The sequence below is a fragment of the Hymenobacter humi genome, assembly GCF_042665855.1.
Taxonomy (GTDB): domain Bacteria; phylum Bacteroidota; class Bacteroidia; order Cytophagales; family Hymenobacteraceae; genus Hymenobacter; species Hymenobacter humi.
This window is the reverse complement of record NZ_JBHTEK010000001.1, coordinates 1,624,787-1,650,926: the sequence shown is the minus strand read 5'-3', so window position 1 is coordinate 1,650,926 and position 26,140 is coordinate 1,624,787. Positions and strand designations below refer to the sequence as shown.

Sequence of the window (26,140 nt, the reverse complement as noted above, 5' to 3'; positions counted from 1 at the left end):
GCGGGTCCAAATCGAGGCACACGTCCTGAATCACCTCCGCCAAGTCCACGGCTTCGGTGGGGTGGCCGTGCTCCTTTTGCAGCCTGCTCACGTCGGTGAGGTGCTCGATGGTGCGCTTGAAGCGGTTCACCGAATCCTGCATCAGCTCCAGAATGGGCAGCACTGGGTCGGTCTGCACGGTTTCGGCGGGCAGCTCCACCAGCAGGGCGTGCAGCAGGCCCTCGATGTTGGAAATGGGCGCTTTGAGGTCGTGCGAGGCCGTGTAGATGAAGTTGTCCAGGTCCACGTTCACGCGGGTGAGCTGGTCGTTGTTGTCGCGCAGCTCGCGCTGGCCCTCGTCGATGCGCTCGAGGGCCAGCTTGTGCTCGTGAATGTCGGTGTAGGTGCCTATCCACTGGATAACCTCGCCCTGCTCGTTGCGCGAGGGCAGCGCCCGGCCCAGCATCCAGCGGTAGTCGCCGGCGCTGTTGCGGATGCGGCATTCCACCTCATAGGGCTGGCCGGTGTGCAGGCTGTGCTGCCAGCGGGCCAGCGTGGGCGCCACATCGGCCGGGTGCAGGCGCTCCCGCCACGAGCGGCTGGCCGTGGTGCCCTGGCCCTGCACCTGGCCAATGTAATCGTACCAGCGGCGGTTGCGGTAGGTGTGGTCGCCGAGGGCGTTGGTGGTCCAGGCAATCTGGGAGATGCCTTCGAGCACGCGGCTGGCTTCGGCGGCGGCCTGCTCGCCCACCATGCGGGCGGCTTCCTCGCGCTTCAACGCTTCGTTCTTCTGGTCGAGCAAGGCGTTTTTTCCTGCACCTGCGCCCGGATGGCCGTTATCTCGCGTTGGGCCGATAAGTCGGTGACAATCACGGCCAGCACCGGCGTCTCATTGAACATCAGCACGTTCATCGAGACGGAAAAGGGCACCAGCGCGCCCGCCTTGGTTTGCAGCAGCAGCTCGCCCTTGCTTTTGCCGCTCCAGCCCTGCTGCATCAGGCTGGCCCAATAGTCGCGGAACGCCAGCGGCACGCAGTCATCGAAGGAGCTGCCCATCAGCTCGGTCATGGCGCGCCCGAGCAGGCCGGCCAGGCAGGCGTTGCAGTAGAGCACGGTGGCGTCGTCGCTCAGCAGCAGGGCGCCCTCGTTCATCTGCTCAATCAGCGTGCGGTAGCCCTGGTCGGCGCCCTGCAGCGTGAAGATGCGCGGGCCTTCGGGGCTTTGCACGGCCAGCGCATCCACGGCGCCGGTCCGGATGGCGTGTATCAGCTCCTGGGCTTCCTCGGCCTGGTAGCGCAGCTCCTCGTTCTCGCGGGCCAGGTCAACCGAGGTGGGCAGGGGCTCACTCATTGCCGACGACACTGGCGGGCGGAATCACGCCCAAAGCTTTCAGCACCCGCTCGCGGTCCGAGAAATCGCCCACCATGCGGCGCACCAGCCCGGGGCGCAGCTTGATGAGCGTGGGCACGCCAATCAGGTCTTTCTCCACGGCCAGCTCCGGCTGCTGGTACACGTCCACTATCAGCAGGCTCGTAGCGCCCTTTCAGGTGCTCTTCGCAGATTTCCTTGATGTTGCGCACGGCGCGCGTGGAGTTGTTCGTAGCCCCCGTGATGTACAGGTGCAGCAAAAACTCGGGGCCGACGGGCTCTTCCGTATTGTCCGTAGGGTCCGGTAATGGTTCCATCGAACAAACTATTTTTTGATGAGGGGACGCACGTCCAGGCCCACCAGCACCCGCTCTTCGTTGGAGAGGTCGCCGATGATTTTGCGAATGGGCTCGGGCACTTTGCGCACCAGCGTCGGAATGGCCAGTATCTGGTCGCCTTCGGCCAGCCTGGGGGTTCACCAGCAGGTCGATGACGTCTATCTTATAGCGGCCTTTGAGGTGCTGCTCGCAGTGTTTTTTCAGGTTGGCCAGGGCCGTAACCGATTTGGGGGTTTGGCCGGCTACGTACAGGCGCAATTCCCAGGTTTCTTCGTCGTTTTCTTCAGCCATGGAAAGAGTGTGGGGCAGGTGCCAGCGGCAACTGGGGTATACGGGCTACTTGGAGTTTCTGCCGGCGTCGGGGGCATTGCGCCGGGGCGGGTTGGCGTCGGCAATGCGCTCGTGGCCGCTCGTCAGGCTTTGCTGGCGCGTTTGCTCCTGCGAATTGATTTGCCGCAGCTCTTCTTCCACCGACTCAAACTCGGTGCGCAGGTTGGCAATGTTGGCTTCGAGCACGCGGCGGCGGCGCTCGAGCTCGCGGTCGCGGCGGTCGGCCTCCTGCCGGGCGGCCAGCTGCTGGGCGTGTTCCTGCAGCTGCTGGGTGAGGCGGCTGGCCCCGGTCACGATGCCGGTGGGGCCCACCACCACGTCGAGCAGCCTGCACGCCACGGTCGGTCACGAGGAACTCGCGCACCTGGTTGGAATGCGCCATGCCGCGCGACTTGAGGATGCTCAGGCCGCGGTTGCGCTCGCCCACGCCCTCGAGGTCGCGCACGCTAATCCAGGTGTCGACCAGCGACGACACGCCCTCGTCGGTCATTTCCTGCTGCTGCCCGCGCCCGCTCACCAGGGCCGTGAAGTAGGCCGTGATGCCGCTCACCTTCAGAAAGTCGATGAGGCGCGTGAGCATGCTGCGCACCTCGGCAATGTTGCCCACCGTGATGAGGTTGGTGATGGGGTCGATGACCACGGCATCGGGCTTGAACTCCTTCACCAGCCGGTGCAGCGTTACGAGGTGCTGCTCGAGGCCGTTGATGGTGGGCCGCGATGCTTCGATGCGCAGCAGGCCCGAAGCCACGTGCTTTCCCAGGTCGATGCCGACCGACTTCATGTTGCGCAGCAATTGCTGCGGCGATTCTTCGAAGGCAAAAAACAGGCACCGCTGCCCTTTCAGGCAGACTTCTTCGGCGAAGGCCGCGGCCAGGGTGGTTTTGGCGGTGCCGGCCGTACCGGTTATCAGCACGCTGCTGCCCTGGTAGAAGCCACCCATGCCAAACATGTCGTCGAGGGCCTTCACGCCCGAGGCCATGATGTTATCCGACACCTTGTGGTCGAGCCGCAGCGACGTCACGGGCAGCACCGAAATGCCGTCTTCGGTGATGAGGTAGGGGTACTCGTTGGTGCCGTGCGTGCTGCCGCGGTACTTCACCACGCGCAGCCGCCGGGTCGTAATCTGGTCAATTACCCGGTTGTCGAGCAGAATCACGCAGTCGGACACGTACTCCTCCAGCCCTTGCCGGGTGAGGGTGCCGTCGCCACGCTCGGCCGTGATGATGGTGGTCACGCCCTTGTCCTTAAGCCAGCGAAACAGCCGGCGGATTTCGGAGCGCAGCACGGCCTGGTTGGGAAAGCCCGAAAACAGCGCCTCAATGGTATCCAGCACCACGCGCTTGGCCCCGATGGAGTCGATGGCGTAGCCCAGGCGAATGAACAGGCCCTCAAGGTCGTACTCGCCGGTTTCTTCAATCTCCGACCGGTCCACGTGCACGTGGTCGAGGCGCAGCATCTTGCGGTCCTGCAGCTCCTTCAGGTCGAAGCCCAGAGAGGCCACGTTGGCGGCCAGGCTCGTCGCCGGTTTCCTCGAAAGCCATGAGCACGCCCGGCTCGTTGTAGTCCAGAATGCCGCGCACCAGAAACTCGATGCCCATCAGGGTTTTGCCGCAGCCGGCGCTGCCGCAAATCAGCGTGGGGCGGCCCAGCGGCAAGCCGCCTTCGGTGATTTCATCGAGGCCCTCGATGCCGGTGGGGGCTTTGGGAAGTTGGGGCAATGCGGAAGTAACCGACGAGCTATACTCTTGCATGGAGAAACTTTAGATTGAGCCAAAGTTAATTCACGGCAGCAAAGTATTGATTCCGGATGGCCCAGATTGCACTTCAGCGGGCGAAGGCGGGGCCCGAAAAGCCGGCTCAACCCAGCAGCGGCGTGAAACAGCACGGGCGCGCCAACGGCTCAGCTAGCGGCTGCCGGCCTCAAAATCGAGCCAGCCGGCGCGGTGCTCTTCCATTTCTGCCGGGCTGATGCCGTAGGCTTTGCAGGCTTCCTGCGTGCTCATCAGGCCCTGGTCCACGGCGTTGAGCACGGCCCACACCTTCAGCTTGCGCTCGGCTTCGGTGCTGGCGGCGTTCACCGGTTCGGGGCGGCCGTCGGTGTCAAAGAAGTCGGCGGGGGATTGGCTCATTTGTACTGCAAGGTAGCCACGCAATCGTTAACCTTTGATGAAATTTTCATGATAAAATCCCACGCATTCGGCGAGGTAGTGCCCAGGTATTTTCAGGGATGAAAGTCTGAGGCGAAACAGTTGCATTGTACCCTGTCCAGCTTACTTTTTTGAGGGCGGGCGCCCTGCCTTGGCCGGGCCCTGGAGGCGGCAAAACCACCGTTCGGCGTCTTTTTAGAACAAGCCGCCGATTAATTGAGCTGGACGGAATCCCAGTCGCCCACCTTTGAAAGGAAACCAAGCGCTTAGCTTACCCCACGGCATTAGTTTTCCTGAATATTCCTCGCTAACTTCCGCTGTATATTTACTAATTCTGTGACTTAAGTCACATTTTACTTCTCTTTCGCTTTGGCTTTCCTCAACGCCATTCACCCCAGCACCCCGTCGTACTCGACCCTGGCGGCCGACGGCGCCCCCAGGATTACAGCCTTCCTTCGACCGGAGGCTTCTTACCGTTTGAAGAAATAACCAGGCAGGCCCCCGCCCCTGTCCCGCGCGTGCTGGACCGTGAAACCGGCGGTCAGTTCGTGCTGGGCCAGAATTACCCCAACCCCTACGTGGGCGAAACCACCGTTCCGTTTACCCTCACCAACACCAGCGACGTACGGCTCGACCTCTTCGACCTGGCCGGGCGCAAGGTGGCCGGTATCGTGCGCAAAAACCAGGGCGCCGGCGAGCACACCATCAAGCTTAACCTGGGCGGCCTCGGCCTGCCCCCGGGCGACTACCTGTACCAGCTGCAAGTCAGCAATTCCCGCGGCGTGTACCGCCAATCGAAACTGATGACCGCCGCCTAAAACAACTGTGTGGGAGAGGTGAGTGAAGCCAGAGGCTGACCGCTGCAACGGTCAGCCTCTTCTTTTCGGGCCTCCCCGGCCCCAACCCGCCGCCGCGCGCAACGTATCCGGGGGCGCGGCGAGGGCGCCTGGCCGGCTGAGGGCTTTCAGGTTAGGCAGCGCCGACCGTACTTTGCTGTTCAGGGCCTGCCTTGGCCGGCCCGCTGCTGACTACTTTATTCCCCACCACCGCGGCCCTGCCGCACAACTTGTTATTATGGCTGACCAAACCCTTACCGGCCTGCGGGCGGGCGTCCTGCACGGCGACGAAGTCCAGGCTCTGTTTCAATACGCCAAGGCCAACGGCTTTGCCCTCCCGGCCGTGAACGTGACCGGCACCAACACCGTGAACGGCGTGCTGGAAGCCGCCAAGGCGGTGAACTCGCCGGTGATGATTCAGTTCTCGAACGGCGGTGCCCAGTTCTTTGCCGGCAAGTCGGTGAGCAACGACGGGCAGCGCGCCAGCATTGCGGGCGGCATCTCGGGCGCCCACCACGTGCACCTGATGGCCGACCTCTACGACGTGCCTGTGGTGCTGCACACCGACCACGCCGCCAAAAAGCTCCTGCCCTGGATTGACGGCCTGCTCGACGCCGGCGAGAAGTACTACCAGCAGCACGGCCAGCCGCTGTTCAGCTCGCACATGCTCGACTTGTCGGAAGAGCCGATTGAGGAGAACATCGAAATCTGCAAGCGCTACCTCGAGCGCATGGCCAAAATCGGCATGACGCTGGAAATTGAGCTGGGCGTGACCGGCGGCGAAGAAGACGGCGTGGACAACTCCGACGTGGATTCGAGCAAGCTCTACACCCAGCCTTCGGAAGTGGCGTATGCCTACAAGGAGCTGAGCGAGGTGAGCCCGCGCTTCACCATCGCGGCTGCCTTTGGCAACGTGCACGGCGTGTACAAGCCCGGCAACGTGAAGCTGGAGCCCAAAATCCTGATGAACTCGCAGCAGTACGTGCAGGAGCATTTCGGCACCGGCCCCCAGCCCATCGACTTCGTGTTTCACGGCGGCTCGGGCTCGAGCCAGGAGGAAATCCGCGAGGCCATCAGCTACGGCGCCATCAAGATGAACATCGACACCGACCTGCAGTGGGCGCTGTGGGAAGGCATCAAGGACTACTACGTGAAGAACGAAGCCTTCCTGCAGGGCCAAATCGGCAACCCCAGCGGCGCCGACTCGCCCAACAAGAAGTACTACGACCCCCGCGTGTGGCTGCGCAAAGGCGAGGAAACCTTCGTAGCGCGCCTCAAGCAGGCGTTTGAGGACCTGAACTGCATCAACCGCCGGTTCTAGACGCTGCGCTTAATAAAGAATGAGGAGTGAGGAATGAAGAATTGGTCGTTGGGCTAATTCCTCATTCTTCACTCCTCATTCTTTATTAAGCGCAGCGTCTCACTTCCCAATCGAGCCAATCTTGGGCTGGACCTGGATAATAAACCGCTTATTGAGCCCCTCCTGCGCGCCGGTGTAGCGCCCGGCCCCGCGGAAGCCGCTGCCGGCCGCTACCACTTCCAGGTTGCTGGGGAAGCGCAGCCCGGCCTGCTCCCAGAGGCGAATCACGGCCAGGGCGCGGTTGTAGCTGAGCTGGCGCACAGCCGGGCCGTCGAGATTGCGCGGGTCGGACGCGGGGTAACGCAGGTCTTTGGCGGCGCGGCCTTCTACCACAATGAGGTACTGTACGTTGTCGTTGGTTTCCAGCGCTTTCATCTGGTTGAGCAGGAAGCGGCCGGCCTTCACGAGCGGAGCCTGGGCCTCGGCGGGCAGCACGGCGCTTTGCGGAGCAAACGTGACCGGGAAGTTCAGCTCGTAGCGCTTGTAGCGCTCGTTGTAATCGAAATAATTGCTCTCCAGCCGTTTGAGGGCCGCTTTTATCTCGTCGAGCTTGCGCTTTTCCTGCACCTGCACCTTGAGGTCGTAGATGAGCTTGTCGTTGTCGCGCTGCTTGTCTTTGAAGAGCTTGTAGCTGAGCACGAACATGACGAGCATGGTCAGGAACAAGGCCGTCATGAGGTCCACGTAGCTGGGCCAGAAGAAGTCCTTGCTCTCTTTCATGGGATGAGTTGTTGGTACTTGGAATTATTAGAACGTCATGCCGAGCGCAGCCGAGGCATCTCGCCCGTCTCGTTGAGCCGTTTGAGTTACTTACACACGCGAGATGCCTCGGCTGCGCTCGGCATGATGTTCTGTTTGTGCTTTAGCACGTTGCTCCGCTACTTCTTGCCCAGCACTGTGCGCTGAAACCAGTTGGGCTTGGTGATTTCCTCGAGCACTTTGTTGGTGCGGTCTACTTGCTGCAGGAGTTGCTGCTGCAGCTGCGCGTCGGCCAGTAGGCGGGCTTCCATGCGCTGCATGGCTTGCGCGGCGAGCGCGGCCTGGCGTTCCTGCAGCGCGTTGAGCTGCTGCTGCTGGGCCGGGAGCTGCGTGAAGGGGTTGAGGTACTCCGTGATTTTCTGGTAGATGTTGTTGTTGTTCAGCTCGCGGAAGTGGCGCTGCCACTGCTCGTGGGCTTCGGTGGCTTCCTGCTGCAGCTCCTGCAGGCGGCCGTCGAGCTCCTGGTCCATGCGGTGCACGCCTTCGCTCACGCCCTGACGAATTTGCGAGCCGATATCGGCCAGTAGCTTGCCGTGCTGGCTGAAGAAGGCCACTTGCTGGCGCAGGGCGTCGTCGTGCTGCTGCAGGTATTGCGGTACACTGGCCAGGCCCTGCTCCAGGGCCGTGAGGCGGTTGAGCAGCGCGCCGATGGTCTGGGCGGCTTCGTTGCTGTGCGTCACGGTGGTGTTCAGCGCCTGCTGGTAGCCCAGGAATTTCTCGAAGGTCTGGGCGCTTTCGTCTACCCTATCAAACACCTTGATGGTGGCGTTGGCCAGCTCCGAATAGCCGATTTTCTCCAGCTGCTCCAGGAAGCGCTTCTGCACGCTCACGTTCTCCGTGATGCTGGCGATGAGGGGCGTAAACTCGTGGATTTTGCTGAAAAAGTCGTTCTGAATCTGGCTAAAGAATTCGGCGTTGAACGTGTCCAGCACCGATTTCAGGTTGCTCATGCCCGCCTGCATGTCCGAGTTGAGCTTGGGCAGCAGGGCCTTTTGCAGGTAGGTGTAGTAGGCGTTTTTGTGGCGGTCGCGCAGGGCGCGCGCCTGCTTGAGCGCTGGTTGCCGGCCAAGGTAAAGGCCAGGCCAAACAAGCTGCCAATCATGGCGATGAGCACGCCGCCCAGGAAGTGCTGCACGTCGGTGTTGCTGAACGACGTGTCCTTGGCGGGGTCGGCCACGGCATCCGCAAACGGGTTGCCCACCAGCGAAACCAGCCCCAGAATGGCCCCCGTGAACGTGCCCAGCAAACCCAGGTACAGCGGCGTGGCAATCTGGGCCTGAATCTCCTCGTCCAGGGCTTCGGCGTGGCGCTCGGAAATGTCTTTTAGAATGCCGAAGTCCGCCGCGGCGCCGCGGTTGTTCTGCAGGTACTCATTGGTATCGGCGATGATTTGCCCAAACTCCGGCGAGGCGTCGCGGGTGATGAGCGCATCGTAGTGCACCGCAAAGTTCTTCTCCGGATTGGCGGCCGTGTAGGGTATCGGCTGCACCGCTACTCCCCCGCGGGCGGGTACAGGGCGGCCACCCGGTCGGTCAGCTGGCGGTTGCGCCAGAACACCACCGCTTGCCAGGCCACCAGCGCCAGCACCAATACAATTTCAATTAAGAGCATACTCGCTTCGTCAAATAATTGCCGAAGTTACTGCGGCAGCAGCGGCCTTGTAATTGAGTTAAAGAAGCTGCATTTGCGGCCCTACCCCGGTGGCACCGAATCAGCTCAAGGCGATGCCGGCTTTTTGTAATACGTGCCAGGCATCGTCGCGCTTTTCCAGCTTGCCGTCCGACATGTTTTTAATCGTGGTGAACTGCTCGGTGGGCGGCAGTTCGAAGGCAAAAACTCTTTCAGCTCCCGCACCCCGTTGCCGATGATGCGCGACTGGTCGGCCTGCGGGCTAAATGAGAATAGAGCTACTGTCGCCTCGGCGTGCGTTAGGGTGATGAGCAGCGGCATTTGCGGCAGCGGATTGGGGCTCAGCTTGCGGTGCTCGATGCTGGGCACGTCCGGGGCCGGCGCGTAGTAGTGCACGGGGCCACTCGACGCGGCAGGCGTCGCAGCTGTTTCCAGGGCCGTCAACGATTCAACGCGAGCATTCGGTGCCAGAGGCACTTCGGAAGCCGTGGCATCAATCAACTCCTGAATGGCCGGCGGTGTGGACGTAGGAGCCGCCCATTCGATGGTTTGCCCGGGCTCCAGGGGCTGGCTGTCGGCGTCGGAGGAAGGAACAGGAGGTTGAGTAGGATTCATAGCGGAAGGGCGGTGCGGAACGGTCCAGTCCTGAGTAGGCTTGTTCGGATTGGGGCTCTGCGATGAGCGAGGAGGTTTTCCCTTGCCCCCTGAGGATTTGGACGAAGGTTTGGGATTGGGAGCGGCAGGCGGCTGCCGGTCTTGCAGGCGGCTCAAGGACTGAAACGACGCGGGCTTGGCCAGACTTTCTGTGGGTGCACTTGGGGCAGGAGCAGGTGGTGCTTTCGGCACGTTTTCGGCCCGCTTTTTCTGCACGGGTGGGTCAGATGAAACAGGAGCCGGCGGAGGCGGCGCCGGCGCAACGTCCTCCGATTTCTGCGACTTTCTGCTCCAAATGCGAGCCCCGAGCACGCCCAGGGCGATGCCACCCAGCACGCCCAGTATCAGCGGCCAGTTGGAGGCAGGCGCCGGTACTGGGGCGCTGGGCGTAGCGGCCGCCGTCGAGTCGGGGGCCGGCACCGTAGCCAGCGGTGCTTCGCGCATGGAATCGGCCTGGGGCTGGGCGCTGGCCGCCTGCTCGCTGCCGAAAGCTAGCAACAAGAGCAGCGCGGCCTGCCCAACCCGGCTACTGAAGCGGCTGCGCGTTGTAAAGCACCTTGGATAGCTCATAGAGTGCGTTTTTGAACGGCAGGAAGAACAGCGTTTCGGGGATGGTGTCGCCGTCGCGCAGCACGTCGGCGTACTGCTGCCGGTACAAGTTGAAGGAGTCGCCGAGGTGGCGGTCCAGCGTGGCCATCACGAGGCCGGGGTCGTTTTTCACGCCCAGGTCGGTTTGCAGGCGCTTCAGCTCCGAGTCTTCGAGCAGTAGCTTCAGGCAGGCGCGGGCGTTGGCAAGCACCGCCTGCTTGATTTCGTCGGTCACGCCCGAGGCTTCCAGGTGGTGCTCGCCTTTGTCGGCCTGGGGCATCTCGGCATCGGGCAGAATGCCCACGGGGCGCACTAGGGGCGGGTCTTGCGGAATCTGGCCGGTGGCCAGCACGCCGCCGTTGGCGGTGGTTTGCTTGGGGTCGTCGGCCAGCTTGATGCGGAAATCAGTCGGCACGGATTGCCCAGTGGCCTTCTCCATGATGAGGCGGGCCAGCTTTTCCACCGGCTGCAGGTTGGCGCCGGCAGCCAGCAGGCGCACGTAGAGGCTGCCGCGGCCCGTGAAGCAGAGGTAGCGCGGCAGCTGCTGGCCGTTGGCCACCGTCACTTGCGCCACGTGGTAAATCAGGGCGCCGAAATGCAGGTAGAAGAGCACACGCAGGTGCTCGGCCCGCAGCAGCCGCTCGCTGAAGCCCAGGAGCTGGTCGTAGTTGAACAGGAAGCTGGCCACGTCCTCCGAGCCGAAATTGTCGGTTCCTTCAGCCACCAGCACGTATTCGCGGGCCCGCCGGGCCGCCGGTGAGAGCACCGCGCTTTGCACGCCGGCCACGCCGAAACGCACGAGGCCGTTGTCTTTCGAGCCGCGCACTTCGGCGCCGCCGTCGCCCCACAGGTCGTTGCCGGCAAAGCGGAACGAGGTGCTGAGCACCGGCTTGCGGTCGGCGTAGAGCAGCACGTCAGTAGTACCGCCGCCGATGTCGATGAAGGCCGCGTTTTCGCCCGGCCCCAGCGTCACGATGTTACGACGGGTGAGGTAGTAGTACGGCGCCGTGCTTTCCACCATGCAGGGCATGGAGTTGGTGGTGTGGAAGATGCTATGGAACAGCGTGTCCCACTCGCGCTGGTACAGGTTGCGCTGGTAAGTAGAGAAGCTCAGCGGGGCAAACCACGTGATTTGGGTGGCGGCCAGATTGCCGCCGTTCAGGGCCACTTTGGCGCGGCACAACAGCAGGATTTCCTGGAAGAAGGCACGCACGCGGTTGGTGCTGGCCTGGTTCAGGCTATTGTCCCACTTCAGGTTGGTGTGGTAGTTGGGCCGGCGCTGTTCTTCGGTGATGATGCCGAAGGCCACGTTGATGTTGCCCAGCACGCTCAGCTCCTGGGTGGCGTAGTTGGGGGCTTCATACGTGGCCGTGCGGGCCGGGAAGGCATACGGCGAGCCGTCCTGCCCGATGATGGGCGGCACAAACTCGCGCTCCTGGTACTGCTGCCAGCGCTTGATTTGCACAAAGTTGGCCGGGTCGTCGTCGATGCCGCGGTAAAGGCGCTCGTAGGCGGTGCGGTCGGGCTCGCCGGTGCTCTTTTTCAGCAGCACCACCGGTGTATCGGTCAGGCCAAAGCTGAAGGGCTTGGGCTCCTGGCCGGGGCTGTCCTGCATGGCCACGTGGGTGTTCGTGGTGCCAAAGTCGATGGCAAAGCGGTATTCCTTGGTGCCCTGCCGTACCTCGGGCCAGCGCGGGATAACAAGGGCCGAGCCAGCAGCCGGGGCCGGGTTGATTACTTCCAAGTAGTCGAAGTGGGTGCCGCGTACCTCGTAGTAGGTGCTGCCTTCGTCCTGCCCGGTTTTGGGGGTGCGCTCGTAGCGGGTGGCGCTTTGGCCGGTGCCGGTTTCGCCCAGTGGGCGGCCGTCGACCCAGAATTTCAGGTCAACTTTCTTGGTCACCATGCTCGGGTCGATGTTGTTGGCATCGACGAGCATCACCTTATAGAAGTCGTTGTACAGTGGCGCGTCGGCCACTTTCACAAACGGAAACACCGACAGCGCCACGTTGGTCACCAGCAGGCGGCCCAGGTTATCGCCCTGCGGGTTGGGGTAATAGGCCCGCTCGTAATCCACGTAGTCGCCGCCGCTCACCGGTACGCGCAGCTTCACGCGCACGCAGGCAGGGTCGAGCTCCATGCTCAGGTGCTCGGCCAAATCGTGGGCCGTGAAGTAGTCGAAGTAAGCCGGCTTGATGGGCAACAATGGCCAGGTGCTGGGCTTAAACCCAGGGGCAATCTTTAAGTAGCCGCAGTGAAAACGCGCCTCGTCTATTTCGTACGGCACGGTGAGCAACGACTCTTCCAGCAGGTCGTTCACCGTCAGGTACGGGTAGGGCAACTCCGGACCGGGCAGGGTGCGCTCCTTCAGGGGCCGCTCATCGGCCGCGGGCACAATGGCGCCGCTGTCGGCAAACATGGTTTCGTTGAAGTAGCGCTTGCCTACGGCCTTCAGGCCCGGGCGTAGTACGATGGGCATCGGCCCCGCCACGCCTGGCTTGCTGGGCCGGATAAAAAGGTCGGAGTTGCGCACGGTGCCCTCGTCGGGGCGCACGCGCAGCAGCACACCGGCCACGTCAATCTGGTTGTTGGAGCCGTCGGTGAGCACCGGGAAGTTGCTCAGGTTGGCGCTGCCTTCCATGGCCCACTTCTGCAGAATGCTGCGGTCGAGGGTGTCGCGCACCAGCGGGGCCAGCGCCATCAGGGCCGGGTCGCCCACAAATTGCTGGTAGACGAAGTCGCGGAACGCGGCCTCGCGATTGGCCAGCGACACGTACTGGTTGTCGAAATAATAGCCGCCGCCCTGGGGCCGCTGCACCGGCAGGGGCCGCACGTTGGGCGCCGGGAAAAACAGCGTAAGCGGCGAGGTGCCGCCAATGAGCTGCGGCACGCCATTAGCCCCGGGAAGTAGATGAGGTGCATCTCCGTGAGCTTGGCGAAGCGGCCGTCGAGGTAGAGGCTCAGCACGTCGGCCAGGGGCCGGGTGCCGGGGTTGGCGCGTAGCTTGGCCAGTTCCTCGTCCTTACGCCAGGCCCGGATTTGGAGGCGCTGGCTGGCCAGCTTGCGCTGGTGGTAGTTGAACACCATTTCCCACACGTCCCAGAAATGGCTGACGAGTGGTGGTACACCGAATCCTGGTGCCCCCACCCTGCCCCACAAAGCGCAGCGCGGTTTCGACCAGGTGCATCCGGGCAAACGGGGAAGGAATGGAGACGGCCACTTTGGCGGCACGGCCGCCTTGTGGGTCCAGCAGGCGCTCCACTTCGTGGGGGCCAATTTTACCAGTCGGGCCCCAACCCTCGTGGGTGCTGGAACCGGTATCGTGCAAACGCAGGATTTTAGCCATTTTTGGTTTTTACAAACGAACTAGAACGTCATGCTGAGCGCAGCCGAAGCATCTCGCGTGCAGCAGTAATTGAGTTAGCTCAACGAAGCGAGCGAGTTGCTTCGGCAAGCTCAGCATGACGTTATTATTGTTTTGAATTTAAGTTGTTTCCGGCGCTACGAATACTGGAGTTTCTTGTCCAGAATCTCGCTGGTGGCCTCTTCAAAGGCCTTTACTACCCAGCGCAGGGCCTCGTTTTCGGTGGGGTTGTTTAGCGTGGCTTTGCCCACTGCTTTCGTCAGCTCGTCGCGGAAGTAGCCGGGGGTAATGCCTTTGTTGAAGATGCCGGTTTCGACTGTTTTGTCGGCCACCATTTTGTTGAAGTCCATTTCCTCGGGACGGATGGCGGTATAGCGGCGCTGGTTCACGCCCAGCTCGCGAATCCATTCGTTGTATTCGCCAAAGAAGTCGTTCAGCTCGCGCAGGGCGCGGTTGTTGCGCAGTTGGGCTGAGAGATTGCCGGCTTCGTAGTAAGGGGCTTTGGCATCCTCGGGCGTGTGCTTGAGGAAGTAACGGGCGAAGTAGTGGAGCTGAATCAGCGGACGGGCTACCTCCTGGCGCATGTCGGCGGGGAGCTGGCCGAAATCCACCTCGGGGGCGTCCGACTTCAGGCCGAACTCGTGATAGAGCGGCTGGCCGCTGTCGAGCCTGGTTGTCGGGCACCTCCATGAAGTGCACCACTGAGAGGGCGCCCAGCATTTCCAGCAAGTGGGCCTGGTTGCGCTGCTCGGCGCGGCCGGGGTGGTTGGCCAGCGGCTGGCCGGGCTGGTCGCCGAGGTAGTACATGGCCTCCAGGCCCTGCAGGTTGTCGGCGTAGTACGAGAGGGCCGTTTTGGTCTTCGTGATGAAGGTATTTGAGTCGATGAAATCCTGGCCGGCGGCCTTTTCATCCTGCGAAGGCTCCTGTAGCTTGAAGTAGGGCAGCATGACCAGGGCGCCGGCTTTCATGCGGCGGCGCACTTCGGGGTGGGCCAGCGCGGAGTTGGAGTCGCGCAGGTTTTTCACCAGCAGCGGGAAGCCGGCCGCGCCGGTGCCCCCAAAATTGAGCTGATGAAAAACGCCCGGTCGCCCTCTTGCAGGCTTTGGGCGAGGTAGCGCATTTCCTTGGACTGCACCACGGCATTCAGCACCACCGAGCCCACGTTGGGCGAGCCGCGGAAGCCCACGTCGAGGTTGGCCGCGAGGCTGTCCTGGGTGAACAGCAAATCAACCAACCCCTGGCTTTCCACGGATAGGTCGTTGTATTTCAGATAGTCGCGGAAGGGCTGGCTGATGCCGCCAAAGTCGTACACGAACGAGTCGCGCAGTTCTTCCGAGCCACCCGTGTTCAGGTGGGCCAGCGTGTTCATGGGCTGGCTGAAGAAACCGGTTTTCTCTTTCTGGCCGTCGCCGTACAGCGCCTCGTGAATGCGGGCGTAGCGCTTGAGCAGAGCCACGGTGCGGGTCACGTCGCCGTTCTGGGTGTCGGGGTCGATGAGGACGGGCACCACCTGGTCGCAATTGGGGATGCGCACCCCCGAGGCCAGTAGCATGGTGAGGGAGCGCAGTACGCGGGCCCCGGTGCCGCCCACGGCAAAGATGAATAGTTTGGACATAGTTTTCTAGCTATTGGAGAAACGCATGTTTCTAACGTCTGTCATCCTGAGCGGAGCGAAGGACCTTATCAGGCCAGAACGAAGTGCAATAAAACCTAACTGCATGCACGTGATAAGGTCCTTCGCTCCGCTCAGGATGACAGGCGGAACAAAAGGAAATTAAAACGGCCCCACAAACGGGGTAGTGCGGGCGTAGGTGCTCCAGCGCTTAAGCAGCACCGAAAACAACAGGAACCACAACGAGGCCACCACCATGTTTACCACCATAAAGTAGCCCAAGTAGCTGCTGCTTTCGGCGCCGTGGCTTTTGCTGAGCGTGTTGGCCAGCAGGGTGCCCAGGCCGGCCGCCAGGGCCAGGGTGAGCACCCAGTGCGTGGTGCGGAACATGCCCGTGCGCAGAGCCGAATTGAACAGGTAATAAAACGCTACCACCAACAACAAAGCAACGCCTAAAGTGCTCCAGCCCACGAGCGAAAACAAATCGGTTTTATACAAGCCGTAGTCGGCGGGGCGCTGGCTTTGGAAGATGGAAATCAGGGACGAGTACAGGCTGGTGAAGAAAGTTTGCATAGAAGAGCAAGCGGGTTATTTATCGTTTTTGAGCGGAAGCTGAACTGTAAATACGGGCGGCAAAGGGCTTGGATACGATTGGCGAACGCCGGCCAGAATTTGGTCGAGGCCAAACGTGCGCGGCGCCGGGGTGTTGTCGTTGGCGGTCGACCAAGCGGCCACCCATTCCGGCGTTTCCGGGGCGGGCAGCGCCAGGCTGAGCGTGGCGGTGGGGGCCGCCAGCTTGCTCACCCGCAGGCGCATCACGTGGGTGAAGGGAGCCAGCACCGGCTGCCCGCTTTGCTCGTCGTCGGTGAGCAGGCGCACCGAGTTGGGCAGCAACGAAGCTTGACCGTTGGGCAGGCGTACCCGCACATGTTGGGCCAAAAATGCCGGTTTCTGCCAGGCGGCCGGCAATTCTTTCAAATTAAGCCCCACCGTAAACTCGGCCGGGTCGTCCGACACGTTCATGGTGAGGCCGTTGCCTTCGCCGTACACGCTGCCGCTAGGCTTCATTTTAGGTTCCGTGAGCTTGGTGAGCAGGGGCGCAAAGGCCGGGGTATCGGTTTTCAGCCCAAAAAGGCCTGTTGGGCCGGCGCGTTCTTGAACACCTCGGCCGTGTAGCGGGCCACCAGCGCGGGTGGCCCAATCACCCACACGTAGTACGGCACCTTCTCGCCGTTTAGCGTGCGCTTTTGCACAGGCGTCTTCACGGCCGGGAAATAGGTCCCGTAGAAGCGGGAGGCCTCGCCGAACACCGCCACCGCCAGCTGCTTTTGGCTCACCGGCGCGATGGACGTGCGAATGAGGTTGGGCAGCTGCGAGAAGTCGGACTTGCGGGCCGGGCCGTAGATGAAGTCGGAAATCACCACACTCACCTGCTGAGTGGCCTGCGGCATGTTGAGAATGCCTTCGAGCATCTGCGGCAGCTCGGTGCCGAGGGCGGCCTGGTTGACTTCGCCCTGCACCACATTGCGCAGCTGCTGAAACGGCACGGCCTTGGGGGCGGCATTTTCGCAGAGGTAGTACTTGTGGTCGGCGATGGCGCCACTCACCTGGGTTTCGGTGATAAGCGCGCCGATGCGCTGCTGAAACTCCGTCGGGGCTTGTCGGCGCCGCCGCGGGGCACGAAGCCCTTCATGCCGCCCGAGTACTCCAGAAACACACTGACCCGTAACGGAGCAGCTTCGGGGGCCGCGGGGGCCGTGGCAGTGGATTTGGTTCCTTTGGGGGAGCTGGCCGTTTTGGTTTCGGAAGTGTCGGAGCCGCCGCAGCTGCCCAGCAGTGAAATCGTCCCTAAAAGCACTCCGGCAAGCCGGAAACGACGAAAAAGACGCGAAGCGGGCAGCCCCACGGAAACGGATATCGGCATAGGTAAAGCGCTAGGCAAGGTTTTGGGGCGAAGTATAGGCATTACGCAACGAATTGCCCCGCGGCCGAAAACCTAAACGCTAAACGCACCGCCGCCGCTTCTAGTACACGTCATACAACTGCAGACCCATTTTCCCTTGTAATGCCTATTGGGACTTTGGCGATTAAGCAGCAAGCCAAAACCCACCACCTTTGCCGCGCATGAAACACGTTTTCCTCTCACTTCTACTGGCATCGGCCCTTACTGCCCACAGCCAGACTACCCCTCCTATCGACTCGGTTAAAGCGGTGACCAACCCAGCGCCCACCACAGCCCCGAACCCGTTGAGCTATTATGGCGTGGTGGATGCGTATTACGGCTACGATTTCGGGAATGATGGGTCCAATTTTCGGCCCGGTTTTCTGTACTGTCACAACCGCCAAAACGAGTTCAGCGTGAACCAGGCCGTGGTGGGCGTGCGCTACAACAACGACCAGGTGCGCGGAGCCCTTGGCCTGCACACCGGCTCGTATGTAGAAGCCAACTACGCCGCCGAAAATCCCACGTTTCGCCACCTCTATGAGGCGTATGCCGGTTTCCGGCCGTTCAAAAAGCCTGGCTCGACGCGGGCATTTTCACGTCGCACATCGGGTTTGAGTCGGCCATCAGCAAAGACAACTGGACGCTGACCCGCTCCATCATGGCCGAAAACTCGCCCTACTACGAAGCGGGCGCCCGCTTCACCTACGAAGCCGACCCCAAGCTGAGCCTGACGGCCCTGGTGCTCAACGGCTGGCAGCTTATCCGAGAAACCAACGAGAAAAAGGCCCTCGGCACCCAGATTCAGTGGAAGCCCAGCTCCAAGCTGCTGCTCAACAGCAGCTCTTTTTCGGCGATGAGCAGCCTTTCGGCAGCCACACGCGCCGGCGCTACTTCCACAACTTTTACCTGACCTATGCCCTCACCGACCGCCTGAGCCTGGCCGGCGTCTTCGACGTGGGCAAGCAGGAAACCGAACGGTACGGCCACTACGACACCTGGCACACCGGCGCCGCCTTCGCGCGCTACCAACTGGCCGCCAAGTGGACGGCGGCTGCTCGCGCCGAATATTATTTCGCCGAGCGCGGTGTCATCATCAGCGGAATTACTCCGAACCCGGGAGAACCCGATTTTCGGGCGGGCGGCGGCTCGCTCAACCTCGACTATGCTCCTACTACCAACGTGCTGCTGCGGGTAGAAGGCCGCTACCTGCGCGGCCGGGCGCCGGTCTTTCAGCGGGCCGAGGACCCCAGCGCCGACAGCTACGGCAACCTCACGTCGAGCCTGGCCATCTCATTTTAGTTACCGGATTTTAGTAATATAAACTTGCTACGTATTAATATTGTAACCCTTCCGAGCCCTAAGTATTTATCCGGACTCGCTTTGCTATGAGATAGTTGCCCTATGCGCGTTATTGCTTTCCGTCCTGAATACCAGCTTACCGTTGAAGATGACAAAAACCGGCTGTTCTACCAGAATTTTGACCCAATGCAGCAGGCCCGGGCCCTGCCGTATTATCGGGAAGACTGGAGTGCTGCGCTAGCCGAGGTCCGGCCGGGGTTCAGCATCCTCAGCGACATGCAGGTGGTTAACCAGGTCAACTACAACCTGTTGGAGGAGTTCCAGGCGGTGGAGCAGCTTATTGTGCAGCGCGGCGTGAGCATGGTGGCCGAAGTGCACGTGCCGGGCCTGCCCACGCGCCGGTACTCCGACGAAATCACCACCAGCCAGGCCATGCCCGTGCGCCACTTTTTGACCATCTGGGAAGCCGCTCAGTTCCTCGACGAACTCAAGCCTGAGTTAGAGCCGGAACTTAGCGAACGCGCTGCGGGCTAATAGATTTTTGTGGGCCACGCCCGGGCATCGGCCAACGTTTTGGGGCTTCCCGTTGTTATAAAACGGGCCGCCGTTGGCTGCCCCGGCTGCGGGCCGTACCTTTACGGCCGCTTTTCACCAGGCGCCTGTTCAGGCACTTATTGCTATTATGCCCAACGTAATTTCCACGGATATCTGTATTGTCGGGGCCGGCCCGGTCGGTCTGTTTGCCGTTTTTGAAGCCGGTTTGCTCAAGCTCCGCTGCCACGTGGTAGACGCCCTGCCCCAGCCCGGTGGCCAGCTCTCCGAAATTTATCCCAAGAAGCCGATTTACGACATTCCCGGCTTTCCCGAAATCCTGGCCGGCGACCTGGTCGACAACCTGATGAAGCAGATTGAGCCGTTCCACCCCACCTTCACGCTGGGTGAGCGGGTGGAGCGGTTTGCCAAGCTCGACGACGGCTCCTTCCAGCTCTACACCACCGACGGCACCGAGATTCACTGCAAGGCCGTGGCCATTGCCGGCGGCCTGGGCTCGTTTGAGCCCCGCAAGCCGGCCGTGGAAAACCTCGAGCAGTTTGAAGGCGGCAAAGGCGTGCACTACATGGTGCGCGACCCCGAGCACTTCCGCGACCAGAAAATCGTCATTGCCGGCGGCGGCGACTCGGCCCTGGACTGGACCAACTTCCTCGCCAACGTGGCCGCCGATGTGACCCTGGTGCACCGCGGCACCACGTTCCGCGGCGCCGCCGACTCGGCCGAGAAAGTAAAGACCCTGGCCGAAGCCGGCAAAATCAAGCTGGTGCTCAGCTCCAACGTGACGCACCTGCACGGCAACGGCAAGCTGGCCCAGGTGACCATCACTGCCAACGACGGCACCGCCGAAACCGTGCCGCTCGACCATTTCATTCCGCTGTTTGGCCTCACGCCCAAGCTCGGCCCCATCGGCGAGTGGGGCCTTGAGCTGACCGACGACGCCATCGTGGTCGACACCCTCGATTACAGCACCTCGCTGCCCGGCGTGTTTGCCATCGGCGACATCAACACCTACCCCGGCAAGCTCAAGCTCATTCTGTGCGGCTTCCACGAGGCCGCGCTCATGTGCCAGGGCGCGTTCAAGTACATCTACCCCGACAAAAAGTACACCCTGAAGTACACCACGGTGAACGGGGTACCCACGATGTGAATGAGCAATTGAGTGAATGAGTGAATAGCTAAGACGCCTGACCACTCATTCACTCAATTACTCATTCATACATTCACTTTATGGAAGAAGACATCCGCATCTACGTAGAAGAAGCGCCCGGCCAACGTACCGAAATTGTAGCCCCCACCGACATGGGCCTGAGCCTGATGGAGCTGCTGAAAGCCAGTGGCTACGACATCATGGCCACCTGCGGGGGCATGGCGCTCTGCGCCACCTGCCACGTAGAAGTGCTGGCCGGCCCGGCCCTCCCCGAGCCCGGCGACGACGAGCTCGACATGCTCGAAACCCTGCCCATAGTGCACCTAGGCAGCCGCCTGAGCTGCCAGATTCGCCTCACGCCCCGCATGGACGGACTGGTGGTGCGCCTTGCTCCCACTGGCGCGTAACCATCTGTCATTGCAAGGCAGCAGCCCCTGGCAAGCCGTCCTCTCAAAGCAACCTGCCCTGATATGTGACAAGCCCCGGTACTGCTTAGTGCCGGGGCTTGTCGCATTTTGCCAGGTGCGAAGTGGACTTTTTCTGGAAGCGTTTTCAGCCCGCACCGGGCGGCGTCACCTTTGTTTATTGCGGGCTCTTGACGGGCGCCTGCCCGGGCGTGGCCGAGGCATTGCTGGCCCCCGGGGCTACCACGGCGGCCACTGTTGCAGGGGTAAAGTTGAATATCTCCAGCACGATGCGCCAGCCGTCCACGGCTTCGCGACGCCAGATGCGCAGGAAGCTGCCGTTTTCTTCCGGGTGCTTGGCGCCGCGGGGGCGGTGCAGGGTGCCCACCACGTAGCCCAGGTCGCCGGCCGCGGCCAGGTACCCCGTTGCCGGCGTGAAGAGATAACCACCGTCGAGATTTTTCATGTTGGCAGCGGCGGCAGCGCCTTGCATCACCGACAGGCCGGGGCGGTAAAGCCGGGCCTCGCTGCTCAGGTACTGATGGTAAGTAGCGCCGGGCTTCAGCTGCTGGGCCGTGGCAAATTTGCGGTCGACGTCGAGCACGATGTTGGAGGGAGCGGTGCTGGGCGTGGCAGCCGCTGCCTGGAGGCGCGGCTGGGGCACCACCGCTGCCTTCGCGGGCGCGACACCGATGCGCTCGATGCCCATGTCCACCACAAATTTCAACTTGCCATCGGGCTGTTTGCGCCACACGGTCACGTACTCGCCCGAAGCCTGCGGCTCATCGTTTTTGAAGGACGTCCACGGGCCGGTGGTGTAGCCCAGGTCGCCGGACTGGGCGGCATCGGCCAGCACGGGGTACCACACCAGGCGGCTGCCGGGCCGGGCTGGGCGGGCTTTCCAGACCTCCTGGGCGTTGGCCCACTTGCCCTGTTCCACAATCAGGCCCGCGGGGGCACTATTTGCCAGGAAGGCAGGCCCGGTGCCAGCTTGCACGGCCTGGGCGGCAAAAGCCGTCTCGGCGGCTATCACGGCATCGCGCGGTGCCTGGGCTTGGGCCACTGCGGGAATCAACAGGGCCAGCACAGCCCCCATAGCCAAGTGATTCTTCATACGATACAATAGCAATGGTTTTCAAGCCCAAGATACACTTTCCGGGATAATTACAATTCCTGTACAATTTCCTTTTGCGGTTCTGTGCCGTTCTTGCGGCCTCATTGACCCACCTGGCCCACATTGGGTGCTTTTCACCGCTGCTTTTCCTTGTTTTATGAAATTAGCCGACCTCACCGCCCGCGCCCGCCGCATCCGCCTGGTACTCACCGACTGCGACGGCGTGCTCACCGACAACGGCGTGTATTATTCGGAGCGGGGCGAGGAAATGAAGCGCTTTAACATCCGCGACGGCATGGGCGTGGAGCGCCTGCGCCACCACGGCATCGAGACGGGCATCATGACGGGCGAAACCTCGCCTTCGGTGCGCACCCGCGCCGCCAAGCTCCGCATCGAGGAGTTGCACCTGGGCATCAAAGACAAGCCGGTCTGCCTGCAGAGCATTCTGGCCCGGACCGGCCTGGCTGCCGAGGAGGTGGCCTTCATCGGCGACGACACCAACGACCTTGAAATCCTGAAGCTGGTGGGCCTGTCGGCCTGCCCCGGCGATGCCACGTCTTTCGCCCGCTCGGTGGCCGACTTCCATTGCCAGGTGGCCGGCGGGCACGGCTGCTTCCGCGAGCCTGGCCGAGTTCATCATTGCCGCCCAAAACTGCGACTAAAAAGAGTGAGGGAGTGAATGGGAGGAATATTACCACTCAGTCACTCCCTCACTCAGCCACTCGTTATTCCGGCAGCAGGCCCTGGCTGGCGGCGAGCTTGATGAGGGCGGCGGTGTTCTTGGCCTGGGTTTTGGCGATGATGTTCTGGCGGTGGGTTTCGATGGTGCGCTTGCTCGTGAAAAGCTTGAGCGCGATTTCGGCGTTGGTTAGGCCTTGGGCCACCAATACCAGCACTTCCATTTCGCGCTTGCTCAAACCCAGCGACGCCTGGGCCGCGGGGCTGGGCGTAGCCGCGGCTTTGAGCCGGCCCAGCAAGGCCATGCCGATAGCAGAGCACAGAAACGGCCGGCCCACCGCTACCGTGGTGATGCCGTGCACGAGCTCGGCCGTCTGCGCCGATTTCAGGAGGTAGCCGTGAGCGCCGAGGTCGAAGGCGCGGGTCACGTAGTATTCGTTGGTGAGTTCGGCCCGCGCCAGCACGCGCAGGGGGGTACTGCCGCCGCAGCGCCGGCAGCAGCGCAAAGGTGTCGGGGCCGGGCAGGCTCAGGTCGAGCAGCACCACCGTGGGCGTGGTGCGGGCCAGTTCGTCGAGCAGGCTCGGCGCCCGTGCCGGCTTCGCCTACCACCTCCAGGCACGCCGTGGCACCCAGCCCTGCGCGCAGAGCCTCGCGGGTCGGGAGATGGCCGTCGGTGAGCAGCAAGCTAATCATTGGAAGTGATGGAGGAGCGAAATGTAAGATATTGATTATTGCGGTATCGAACACCGCCCGGATGAAACCGCTCCGAAAGTACAGGTTGAGCTAAGCTCAACCGTGGAACCAGGTGTAAAAGCCGTATTAATCCCAGTAAATGGCCCTACAGGAGTTTTACCTTTCGTATAAATACGTAGTACGGTATTCCGTATACCAGCGTTGAGCCAACTTTGTATGGAGCCAGCCGTTTCGGTATCCCAAACTCCTCCTTAGCTATGATTCGCATTCTTCTTGCCGACGACCACACCATCCTGCGCGACGGCATCCGGGCGCTTCTTTCCGCCGACGCCGACCTCGACGTGGTAGGGGAAGCCAGTAACGGGGCCGAAGTGCTGTCGATGCTCGAAACCATGCCCGTCGACGTGGTGCTGATGGACGTCCAGATGCCCGTGCTCGACGGATTTGCCACCGTTCCCGAGCTCCGCCAACGCTTCCCCGATACCAAAGTCCTGGTGCTCACCATGCTGGACCACGAAAACTACGTCACGCGTATGTTCGAAGCGGGGGCCTCGGGATACGTGCTCAAAAACGCGGCCATCAGCGAAATCACCTACGCCATTCGCACCGTAGCGGCCGGCAACCCGTTTTTGTGCTCCGAAATCGGCCTCAACATGCTATACAAGGCCGTGTCTCAGCCCTTGGCGCCGGTGCACGAGGTGGGCGAAGCCCACGCCGGGTCCGACCTCACCACCCGCGAGTTGGAAGTGCTCAAGCTCATTGCCGAAGGCATGACCAACGGCGAGATTTCCGACAAGCTTTTCACGAGCAAGCGCACCATCGAAACGCACCGCCAGAACATCATCGCCAAAACCCAGGCCAAGAACACCGCCGCCCTCATCAAGCTCGCCGTCAGCCGCGGGCTGATATCTTAGTTGCTGGTTATCAGTTGCTGGTTGCTATTTGTAAGTTGCTGGTAATTGGTTCTTTGTGTAGAAATACATGAAGAAAACAACTACTCATCATCACTGGCAACTAGAAACTGACAACTAGCAACCAGCAACCAGCAACTAAAGAAGCCCGGCCAGCGCGCTGATGCTCAGGGCCACAATGGCCGTGTTGAAGCCGAAGGAAATGATGGCGTGGAGCAAGGCCGTGCGCCGCTGCCGCTTGCCGGGAATGGTGACGTCGGCCGTTTGGGCGGCCATGCCGATGGTGAAGGCGAAGTAGGCGAAGTCGAGGTAGTCGGGCTCGGGGTCGTTGCCGGGAAAGTCCAGCCCGCGGGTGTCGGAGCCGTTTTTTCGTCGTTGTCGTAATAAATATGGGCGTAGTGCAGCGTAAACACGGTGTGCACCAGCAGCCACGCCTCGAGCACGGCCACAATGCTCAGGGCCACGTGCTGCGTGAGGGCCGTGCGCGAAAGCGTGTCTATTGTACCCATCAGGGCCACCACGGCCAGCAGGCTGGCAAGGGCCGCTACCAGCACAAATACGAAGGCCAGCAGCCGGCCCAGGTCTTCGCTGTTGGCCACCTTGCGGATGGTGGCCGCGTCGGCAGTGAACATGGCTGCCCCGATTAGAAGCAGGGTGGTTCCGGCATATATGTCCCAGGCGGCCACCCAACGGCTGATGGCGTCGATACCGTCGGGCGCGAGAGCCCACGAAACGGCCCCCAGCACCAGCCCAATCGCCAGCCGGTGCTTCGCCGAAAGCAGGCCCAAGCGGCGCGTGTAACGAAAAACGGCAGTAGATGACTGTGGCACGGGGCGCAAAGTACGGGGCTGAGGCGTGGGAAACCCGAAAAGTAATCCCGGCGCTATGGCTTCCTTTGCAGCTGGGCCGTACTTCCCCTTACCAGTCCACGTTGCCATATGAATTCAGCCCCCTTTCCGGCCTCTACGCGCCCTCGCTGGCCCTCGTCACCGATTTGTATCAGCTCACGATGGCCTACGGCTACTGGCAGCAGGGCATGCAGGACCGCGAGGCGGTGTTTCACCTGTATTTCCGCAAGGCGCCGTTTCAGGGCGGGTACGCGGTGGCCGCCGGGCTGGCCCTGGCCGTGGATTGGGTGGAAAATCTGCGTTTTTCCGACGACGACCTGGCCTACCTCAGCAGCCTGCGCGGCAGCAAAGGCACCGCGCTGTTCCCGCCGGAATTCCTGGAATACCTGCGCCAGCTCAAGTTCACCTGCGACATCGACGCCGTGGCCGAGGGCACCGTGGTGTTCGGCAACGAACCACTCGTGCGCGTGCGCGGGCCACTGCTGCAAGCCCCTGCTGGAAACGGCCCTGCTCACCCTCGTCAACTTCCAAACCCTGATTGCCACCAAGGCCGCCCGCATCCGCGAAGCCGCCGGGCCCGCCGACCAAGTGCTCGAGTTCGGCCTGCGCCGGGCCCAGGGGTTTGATGGGGGCCTGGGGGCCAGCCGCGCCGCTTACCTGGGCGGCGCCGATGCCACCAGCAACGTGCTGGCCGGGCAGCGCTACGGCATCCCGGTGCGCGGCACCCACGCCCACGCCTGGGTGCAGGCGTTTGGCGACGAAACGCAGGCTTTCTCGGCCTACGCGCAGGCCTTTCCGGATGATTCCGTGTTTCTGGTCGATACCTACGACACCATCGAGGGCGTGCGCCAGGCCATCAAGGTGGCCCGCGAGATGCGCGCCAACGGCCACGAGCCTGGCCGGCATCCGCCTCGATTCGGGCGACCTGGCCTACCTCAGCCGCGAGGCCCGCGCCGTGCTCGACGAGGCTGGCTTTACCAACACGCGCATCGTGGCCAGCAACGATTTGGAGGAAAACCTCATCACCAGCCTCAAGCAGCAGGGCGCCCGCATCGATACCTGGGGCGTGGGCACGCGACTCGTGACGGCTTACAACCAGGCGGCCCTGGGCGGCGTGTACAAGCTGGCCGCCCTGCGCAAGGCCGACGACTCGGGCTGGGACTTCACCATCAAGCTCTCGGAGCAAGTGGCCAAAACCAGCATTCCCGGCATCCTGCAGGTGCGCCGCTACCTCAACGAGTACGGCAAGCCCCGCGCCGACATGCTCTACAACACCGCCGAGCCCCTCCCCGACCAGCTCACCATCGTGGACCCCGCCGATGCCACCCGCCGCCTACTCATCAAGCCCGAAACCAAGTTCAAGGAGCTACTGGAGCCTGTATTCCGCCAAGGAAAACGGGTATTGGACCTTCCCAGCCTCACCGAAAGCCGCGCCCATGCCCAGCGCGAAGTGCAAAGCCTGGACCCCAGCGTCCGCCGCTTCCTCAATCCCCACACCTTCCCGGTTGGGCTGGAAATGGGGCTGAATGACTACCGCACCAAGTTGATTCTGGAGAAGCGGCCGGTGCGTGGAGCGTGAGTAACGT

29 protein-coding genes and 5 pseudogenes are annotated in these 26,140 nt (G+C 62.2%); 9 read left to right on the top strand and 25 right to left on the bottom strand.

Annotated elements, in window-relative coordinates:
• Positions 1-85 precede the first annotated feature (85 nt).
• From ACFQT0_RS09415 to ACFQT0_RS09380, 9 genes and pseudogenes are all read right to left on the bottom strand, one after another.
• Positions 86-733, bottom strand: a pseudogene (locus ACFQT0_RS09415) (PAS domain-containing protein); the annotation flags it as partial.
• 20 nt (positions 734-753) lie between these two features.
• Positions 754-1,329: a PAS domain-containing protein gene (locus ACFQT0_RS09410; RefSeq protein ID WP_380202219.1), complete on the bottom strand. Its 576-nt coding sequence runs from the start codon at positions 1,327-1,329 to the stop codon at positions 754-756.
• Positions 1,322-1,498 (bottom strand): circadian clock KaiB family protein, encoded by a 177-nt coding sequence (locus ACFQT0_RS09405; protein ID WP_380202217.1) that lies wholly within the window; start codon positions 1,496-1,498, stop codon positions 1,322-1,324. Before ACFQT0_RS09405 ends, ACFQT0_RS09410 begins: the two co-directional genes overlap by 8 nt.
• 174 nt (positions 1,499-1,672) lie before the next feature.
• Positions 1,673-1,774, bottom strand: a complete 102-nt coding sequence (locus ACFQT0_RS31610; RefSeq protein ID WP_449272056.1) for a hypothetical protein — start codon at positions 1,772-1,774, stop codon at positions 1,673-1,675.
• A gap of 103 nt (positions 1,775-1,877) precedes the next feature.
• A pseudogene (locus ACFQT0_RS31605) lies at positions 1,878-1,976 on the bottom strand (circadian clock protein KaiB); the annotation flags it as partial.
• A gap of 45 nt (positions 1,977-2,021) precedes the next feature.
• The gene (locus tag ACFQT0_RS09395) at positions 2,022-2,201 is read right to left on the bottom strand and encodes a hypothetical protein (protein ID WP_380202215.1); all 180 of its coding nucleotides are present in this window, start codon (positions 2,199-2,201) and stop codon (positions 2,022-2,024) included.
• A complete protein-coding gene (gene kaiC / locus ACFQT0_RS09390) occupies positions 2,161-3,516 on the bottom strand; it encodes a circadian clock protein KaiC (RefSeq protein WP_380202213.1) in 1,356 nt (451 codons plus the stop codon). Before kaiC ends, ACFQT0_RS09395 begins: the two co-directional genes overlap by 41 nt.
• Positions 3,428-3,766: an ATPase domain-containing protein gene (locus ACFQT0_RS09385; protein WP_380202211.1), complete on the bottom strand. Its 339-nt coding sequence runs from the start codon at positions 3,764-3,766 to the stop codon at positions 3,428-3,430. Before ACFQT0_RS09385 ends, kaiC begins: the two co-directional genes overlap by 89 nt.
• Before the next feature lie 153 nt (positions 3,767-3,919).
• Positions 3,920-4,144 carry a DUF1153 domain-containing protein gene (locus ACFQT0_RS09380; RefSeq protein ID WP_380202209.1) on the bottom strand — a complete coding sequence of 75 codons (225 nt, stop codon included), beginning with the start codon at positions 4,142-4,144 and terminating at the stop codon, positions 3,920-3,922.
• Positions 4,145-4,680: 536 nt separating this feature from the next.
• Between ACFQT0_RS09380 and ACFQT0_RS09375 the strand changes: the two genes are divergently transcribed.
• Together ACFQT0_RS09375 and fbaA are read left to right on the top strand one after the other, a co-directional pair.
• The gene (locus tag ACFQT0_RS09375; protein ID WP_380202207.1) at positions 4,681-4,980 is read left to right on the top strand and encodes a T9SS type A sorting domain-containing protein; all 300 of its coding nucleotides are present in this window, start codon (positions 4,681-4,683) and stop codon (positions 4,978-4,980) included.
• A 256-nt stretch (positions 4,981-5,236) separates the two neighbouring features.
• On the top strand, positions 5,237-6,319 hold the full coding sequence (fbaA, locus tag ACFQT0_RS09370) for a class II fructose-bisphosphate aldolase (protein ID WP_380202205.1): 1,083 nt from the start codon (positions 5,237-5,239) through the stop codon (positions 6,317-6,319).
• A gap of 99 nt (positions 6,320-6,418) precedes the next feature.
• Here the strand turns inward: fbaA and ACFQT0_RS09365 are convergent, their stop codons facing one another.
• From ACFQT0_RS09365 to ACFQT0_RS09310, 12 genes are all read right to left on the bottom strand, one after another.
• Positions 6,419-7,078, bottom strand: coding sequence for an OmpA family protein (locus ACFQT0_RS09365; protein ID WP_380202203.1), 660 nt, complete (start codon positions 7,076-7,078; stop codon positions 6,419-6,421).
• Between the two features lie 158 nt (positions 7,079-7,236).
• On the bottom strand, positions 7,237-8,079 hold the full coding sequence (locus ACFQT0_RS09360; RefSeq protein WP_380202201.1) for a hypothetical protein: 843 nt from the start codon (positions 8,077-8,079) through the stop codon (positions 7,237-7,239).
• The gene (locus ACFQT0_RS09355; RefSeq protein WP_380202199.1) at positions 8,064-8,606 is read right to left on the bottom strand and encodes a hypothetical protein; all 543 of its coding nucleotides are present in this window, start codon (positions 8,604-8,606) and stop codon (positions 8,064-8,066) included. Before ACFQT0_RS09355 ends, ACFQT0_RS09360 begins: the two co-directional genes overlap by 16 nt.
• A 227-nt stretch (positions 8,607-8,833) precedes the next feature.
• A complete protein-coding gene (locus tag ACFQT0_RS09350; RefSeq protein WP_380202197.1) occupies positions 8,834-9,901 on the bottom strand; it encodes a hypothetical protein in 1,068 nt (355 codons plus the stop codon).
• A 25-nt stretch (positions 9,902-9,926) separates the two neighbouring features.
• Positions 9,927-12,875, bottom strand: coding sequence for a hypothetical protein (locus tag ACFQT0_RS09345; protein WP_380202195.1), 2,949 nt, complete (start codon positions 12,873-12,875; stop codon positions 9,927-9,929).
• A 132-nt stretch (positions 12,876-13,007) separates the two neighbouring features.
• Positions 13,008-13,313 carry a hypothetical protein gene (locus tag ACFQT0_RS09340; protein ID WP_380202193.1) on the bottom strand — a complete coding sequence of 102 codons (306 nt, stop codon included), beginning with the start codon at positions 13,311-13,313 and terminating at the stop codon, positions 13,008-13,010.
• A 173-nt stretch (positions 13,314-13,486) separates the two neighbouring features.
• Positions 13,487-13,960, bottom strand: coding sequence for a hypothetical protein (locus tag ACFQT0_RS09335; RefSeq protein WP_380202191.1), 474 nt, complete (start codon positions 13,958-13,960; stop codon positions 13,487-13,489).
• Positions 13,961-14,371: 411 nt separating this feature from the next.
• Positions 14,372-14,965: a hypothetical protein gene (locus tag ACFQT0_RS09330; RefSeq protein WP_380202189.1), complete on the bottom strand. Its 594-nt coding sequence runs from the start codon at positions 14,963-14,965 to the stop codon at positions 14,372-14,374.
• 159 nt (positions 14,966-15,124) lie between these two features.
• Positions 15,125-15,535 carry a hypothetical protein gene (locus tag ACFQT0_RS09325; protein ID WP_068192029.1) on the bottom strand — a complete coding sequence of 137 codons (411 nt, stop codon included), beginning with the start codon at positions 15,533-15,535 and terminating at the stop codon, positions 15,125-15,127.
• 15 nt (positions 15,536-15,550) lie between these two features.
• Complete coding sequence (locus ACFQT0_RS09320) at positions 15,551-16,030, bottom strand: hypothetical protein (RefSeq protein ID WP_380202187.1); 480 nt, start codon at positions 16,028-16,030, stop codon at positions 15,551-15,553.
• Between the two features lie 53 nt (positions 16,031-16,083).
• Positions 16,084-16,569: a hypothetical protein gene (locus ACFQT0_RS09315; RefSeq protein ID WP_380202185.1), complete on the bottom strand. Its 486-nt coding sequence runs from the start codon at positions 16,567-16,569 to the stop codon at positions 16,084-16,086.
• Positions 16,566-16,820, bottom strand: a complete 255-nt coding sequence (locus tag ACFQT0_RS09310; protein ID WP_380202183.1) for a hypothetical protein — start codon at positions 16,818-16,820, stop codon at positions 16,566-16,568. Before ACFQT0_RS09310 ends, ACFQT0_RS09315 begins: the two co-directional genes overlap by 4 nt.
• A gap of 266 nt (positions 16,821-17,086) precedes the next feature.
• Here ACFQT0_RS09310 and ACFQT0_RS09305 point away from each other — a divergent pair.
• The 4 genes and pseudogenes from ACFQT0_RS09305 (at position 17,087) to ACFQT0_RS09290 (ending at position 20,312) form a co-directional block, all read left to right on the top strand.
• Positions 17,087-18,206, top strand: a pseudogene (locus ACFQT0_RS09305) (outer membrane beta-barrel protein).
• Positions 18,207-18,308: 102 nt separating this feature from the next.
• Complete coding sequence (locus ACFQT0_RS09300) at positions 18,309-18,740, top strand: hypothetical protein (RefSeq protein ID WP_380202181.1); 432 nt, start codon at positions 18,309-18,311, stop codon at positions 18,738-18,740.
• A 148-nt stretch (positions 18,741-18,888) separates the two neighbouring features.
• On the top strand, positions 18,889-19,905 hold the full coding sequence (locus tag ACFQT0_RS09295) for an NAD(P)/FAD-dependent oxidoreductase (RefSeq protein WP_380202179.1): 1,017 nt from the start codon (positions 18,889-18,891) through the stop codon (positions 19,903-19,905).
• An 80-nt stretch (positions 19,906-19,985) separates the two neighbouring features.
• Positions 19,986-20,312 carry a 2Fe-2S iron-sulfur cluster-binding protein gene (locus ACFQT0_RS09290; RefSeq protein WP_380202177.1) on the top strand — a complete coding sequence of 109 codons (327 nt, stop codon included), beginning with the start codon at positions 19,986-19,988 and terminating at the stop codon, positions 20,310-20,312.
• Between the two features lie 175 nt (positions 20,313-20,487).
• Here ACFQT0_RS09290 and ACFQT0_RS09285 read toward each other — a convergent pair whose 3' ends face one another.
• Positions 20,488-21,396 (bottom strand): DUF4440 domain-containing protein, encoded by a 909-nt coding sequence (locus ACFQT0_RS09285; protein ID WP_380202176.1) that lies wholly within the window; start codon positions 21,394-21,396, stop codon positions 20,488-20,490.
• A gap of 184 nt (positions 21,397-21,580) precedes the next feature.
• Between ACFQT0_RS09285 and ACFQT0_RS09280 the strand changes: the two genes are divergently transcribed.
• Positions 21,581-22,102 (top strand): KdsC family phosphatase, encoded by a 522-nt coding sequence (locus ACFQT0_RS09280; protein WP_380202175.1) that lies wholly within the window; start codon positions 21,581-21,583, stop codon positions 22,100-22,102.
• Positions 22,103-22,148: 46 nt separating this feature from the next.
• Here ACFQT0_RS09280 and ACFQT0_RS09275 read toward each other — a convergent pair whose 3' ends face one another.
• Together ACFQT0_RS09275 and ACFQT0_RS09270 are read right to left on the bottom strand one after the other, a co-directional pair.
• Positions 22,149-22,565: a LuxR C-terminal-related transcriptional regulator gene (locus tag ACFQT0_RS09275; RefSeq protein WP_380202173.1), complete on the bottom strand. Its 417-nt coding sequence runs from the start codon at positions 22,563-22,565 to the stop codon at positions 22,149-22,151.
• Entirely contained in the window at positions 22,526-22,795 is a 270-nt protein-coding gene (locus ACFQT0_RS09270) for a hypothetical protein (protein ID WP_380202171.1), read from the bottom strand. The genes ACFQT0_RS09275 and ACFQT0_RS09270 overlap by 40 nt, the downstream gene beginning before the upstream one ends.
• Before the next feature lie 257 nt (positions 22,796-23,052).
• Between ACFQT0_RS09270 and ACFQT0_RS09265 the strand changes: the two genes are divergently transcribed.
• The gene (locus tag ACFQT0_RS09265; RefSeq protein WP_380202169.1) at positions 23,053-23,709 is read left to right on the top strand and encodes a response regulator; all 657 of its coding nucleotides are present in this window, start codon (positions 23,053-23,055) and stop codon (positions 23,707-23,709) included.
• Between the two features lie 135 nt (positions 23,710-23,844).
• On the opposite strand, the pseudogene ACFQT0_RS09260 reads toward ACFQT0_RS09265, so the two are convergent.
• Positions 23,845-24,338: pseudogene (locus ACFQT0_RS09260) on the bottom strand (DUF1345 domain-containing protein).
• A gap of 377 nt (positions 24,339-24,715) precedes the next feature.
• On the opposite strand from ACFQT0_RS09260, the pseudogene ACFQT0_RS09255 reads away from it, so the two are divergent.
• Positions 24,716-26,133, top strand: a pseudogene (locus tag ACFQT0_RS09255) (nicotinate phosphoribosyltransferase).
• Positions 26,134-26,140: the final 7 nt, after the last annotated feature.

Coding starts and splice junctions, on each gene's coding strand:
- ACFQT0_RS09410 (WP_380202219.1), bottom strand. CDS start 1,329: ATGAGTGAGCCCCTGCCCACCTCGGTTGACCTGGCCCGCGAGAACGAG.
- ACFQT0_RS09385 (WP_380202211.1), bottom strand. CDS start 3,766: ATGCAAGAGTATAGCTCGTCGGTTACTTCCGCATTGCCCCAACTTCCC.
- ACFQT0_RS09380 (WP_380202209.1), bottom strand. CDS start 4,144: ATGAGCCAATCCCCCGCCGACTTCTTTGACACCGACGGCCGCCCCGAA.
- fbaA (WP_380202205.1), top strand. CDS start 5,237: ATGGCTGACCAAACCCTTACCGGCCTGCGGGCGGGCGTCCTGCACGGC.
- ACFQT0_RS09365 (WP_380202203.1), bottom strand. CDS start 7,078: ATGAAAGAGAGCAAGGACTTCTTCTGGCCCAGCTACGTGGACCTCATG.
- ACFQT0_RS09360 (WP_380202201.1), bottom strand. CDS start 8,079: ATGCAGGCGGGCATGAGCAACCTGAAATCGGTGCTGGACACGTTCAAC.
- ACFQT0_RS09330 (WP_380202189.1), bottom strand. CDS start 14,965: ATGTCCAAACTATTCATCTTTGCCGTGGGCGGCACCGGGGCCCGCGTA.
- ACFQT0_RS09325 (WP_068192029.1), bottom strand. CDS start 15,535: ATGCAAACTTTCTTCACCAGCCTGTACTCGTCCCTGATTTCCATCTTC.
- ACFQT0_RS09320 (WP_380202187.1), bottom strand. CDS start 16,030: ATGAAGCCTAGCGGCAGCGTGTACGGCGAAGGCAACGGCCTCACCATG.
- ACFQT0_RS09300 (WP_380202181.1), top strand. CDS start 18,309: ATGCGCGTTATTGCTTTCCGTCCTGAATACCAGCTTACCGTTGAAGAT.
- ACFQT0_RS09295 (WP_380202179.1), top strand. CDS start 18,889: ATGCCCAACGTAATTTCCACGGATATCTGTATTGTCGGGGCCGGCCCG.
- ACFQT0_RS09290 (WP_380202177.1), top strand. CDS start 19,986: ATGGAAGAAGACATCCGCATCTACGTAGAAGAAGCGCCCGGCCAACGT.
- ACFQT0_RS09280 (WP_380202175.1), top strand. CDS start 21,581: ATGAAATTAGCCGACCTCACCGCCCGCGCCCGCCGCATCCGCCTGGTA.
- ACFQT0_RS09270 (WP_380202171.1), bottom strand. CDS start 22,795: ATGATTAGCTTGCTGCTCACCGACGGCCATCTCCCGACCCGCGAGGCT.
- ACFQT0_RS09265 (WP_380202169.1), top strand. CDS start 23,053: ATGATTCGCATTCTTCTTGCCGACGACCACACCATCCTGCGCGACGGC.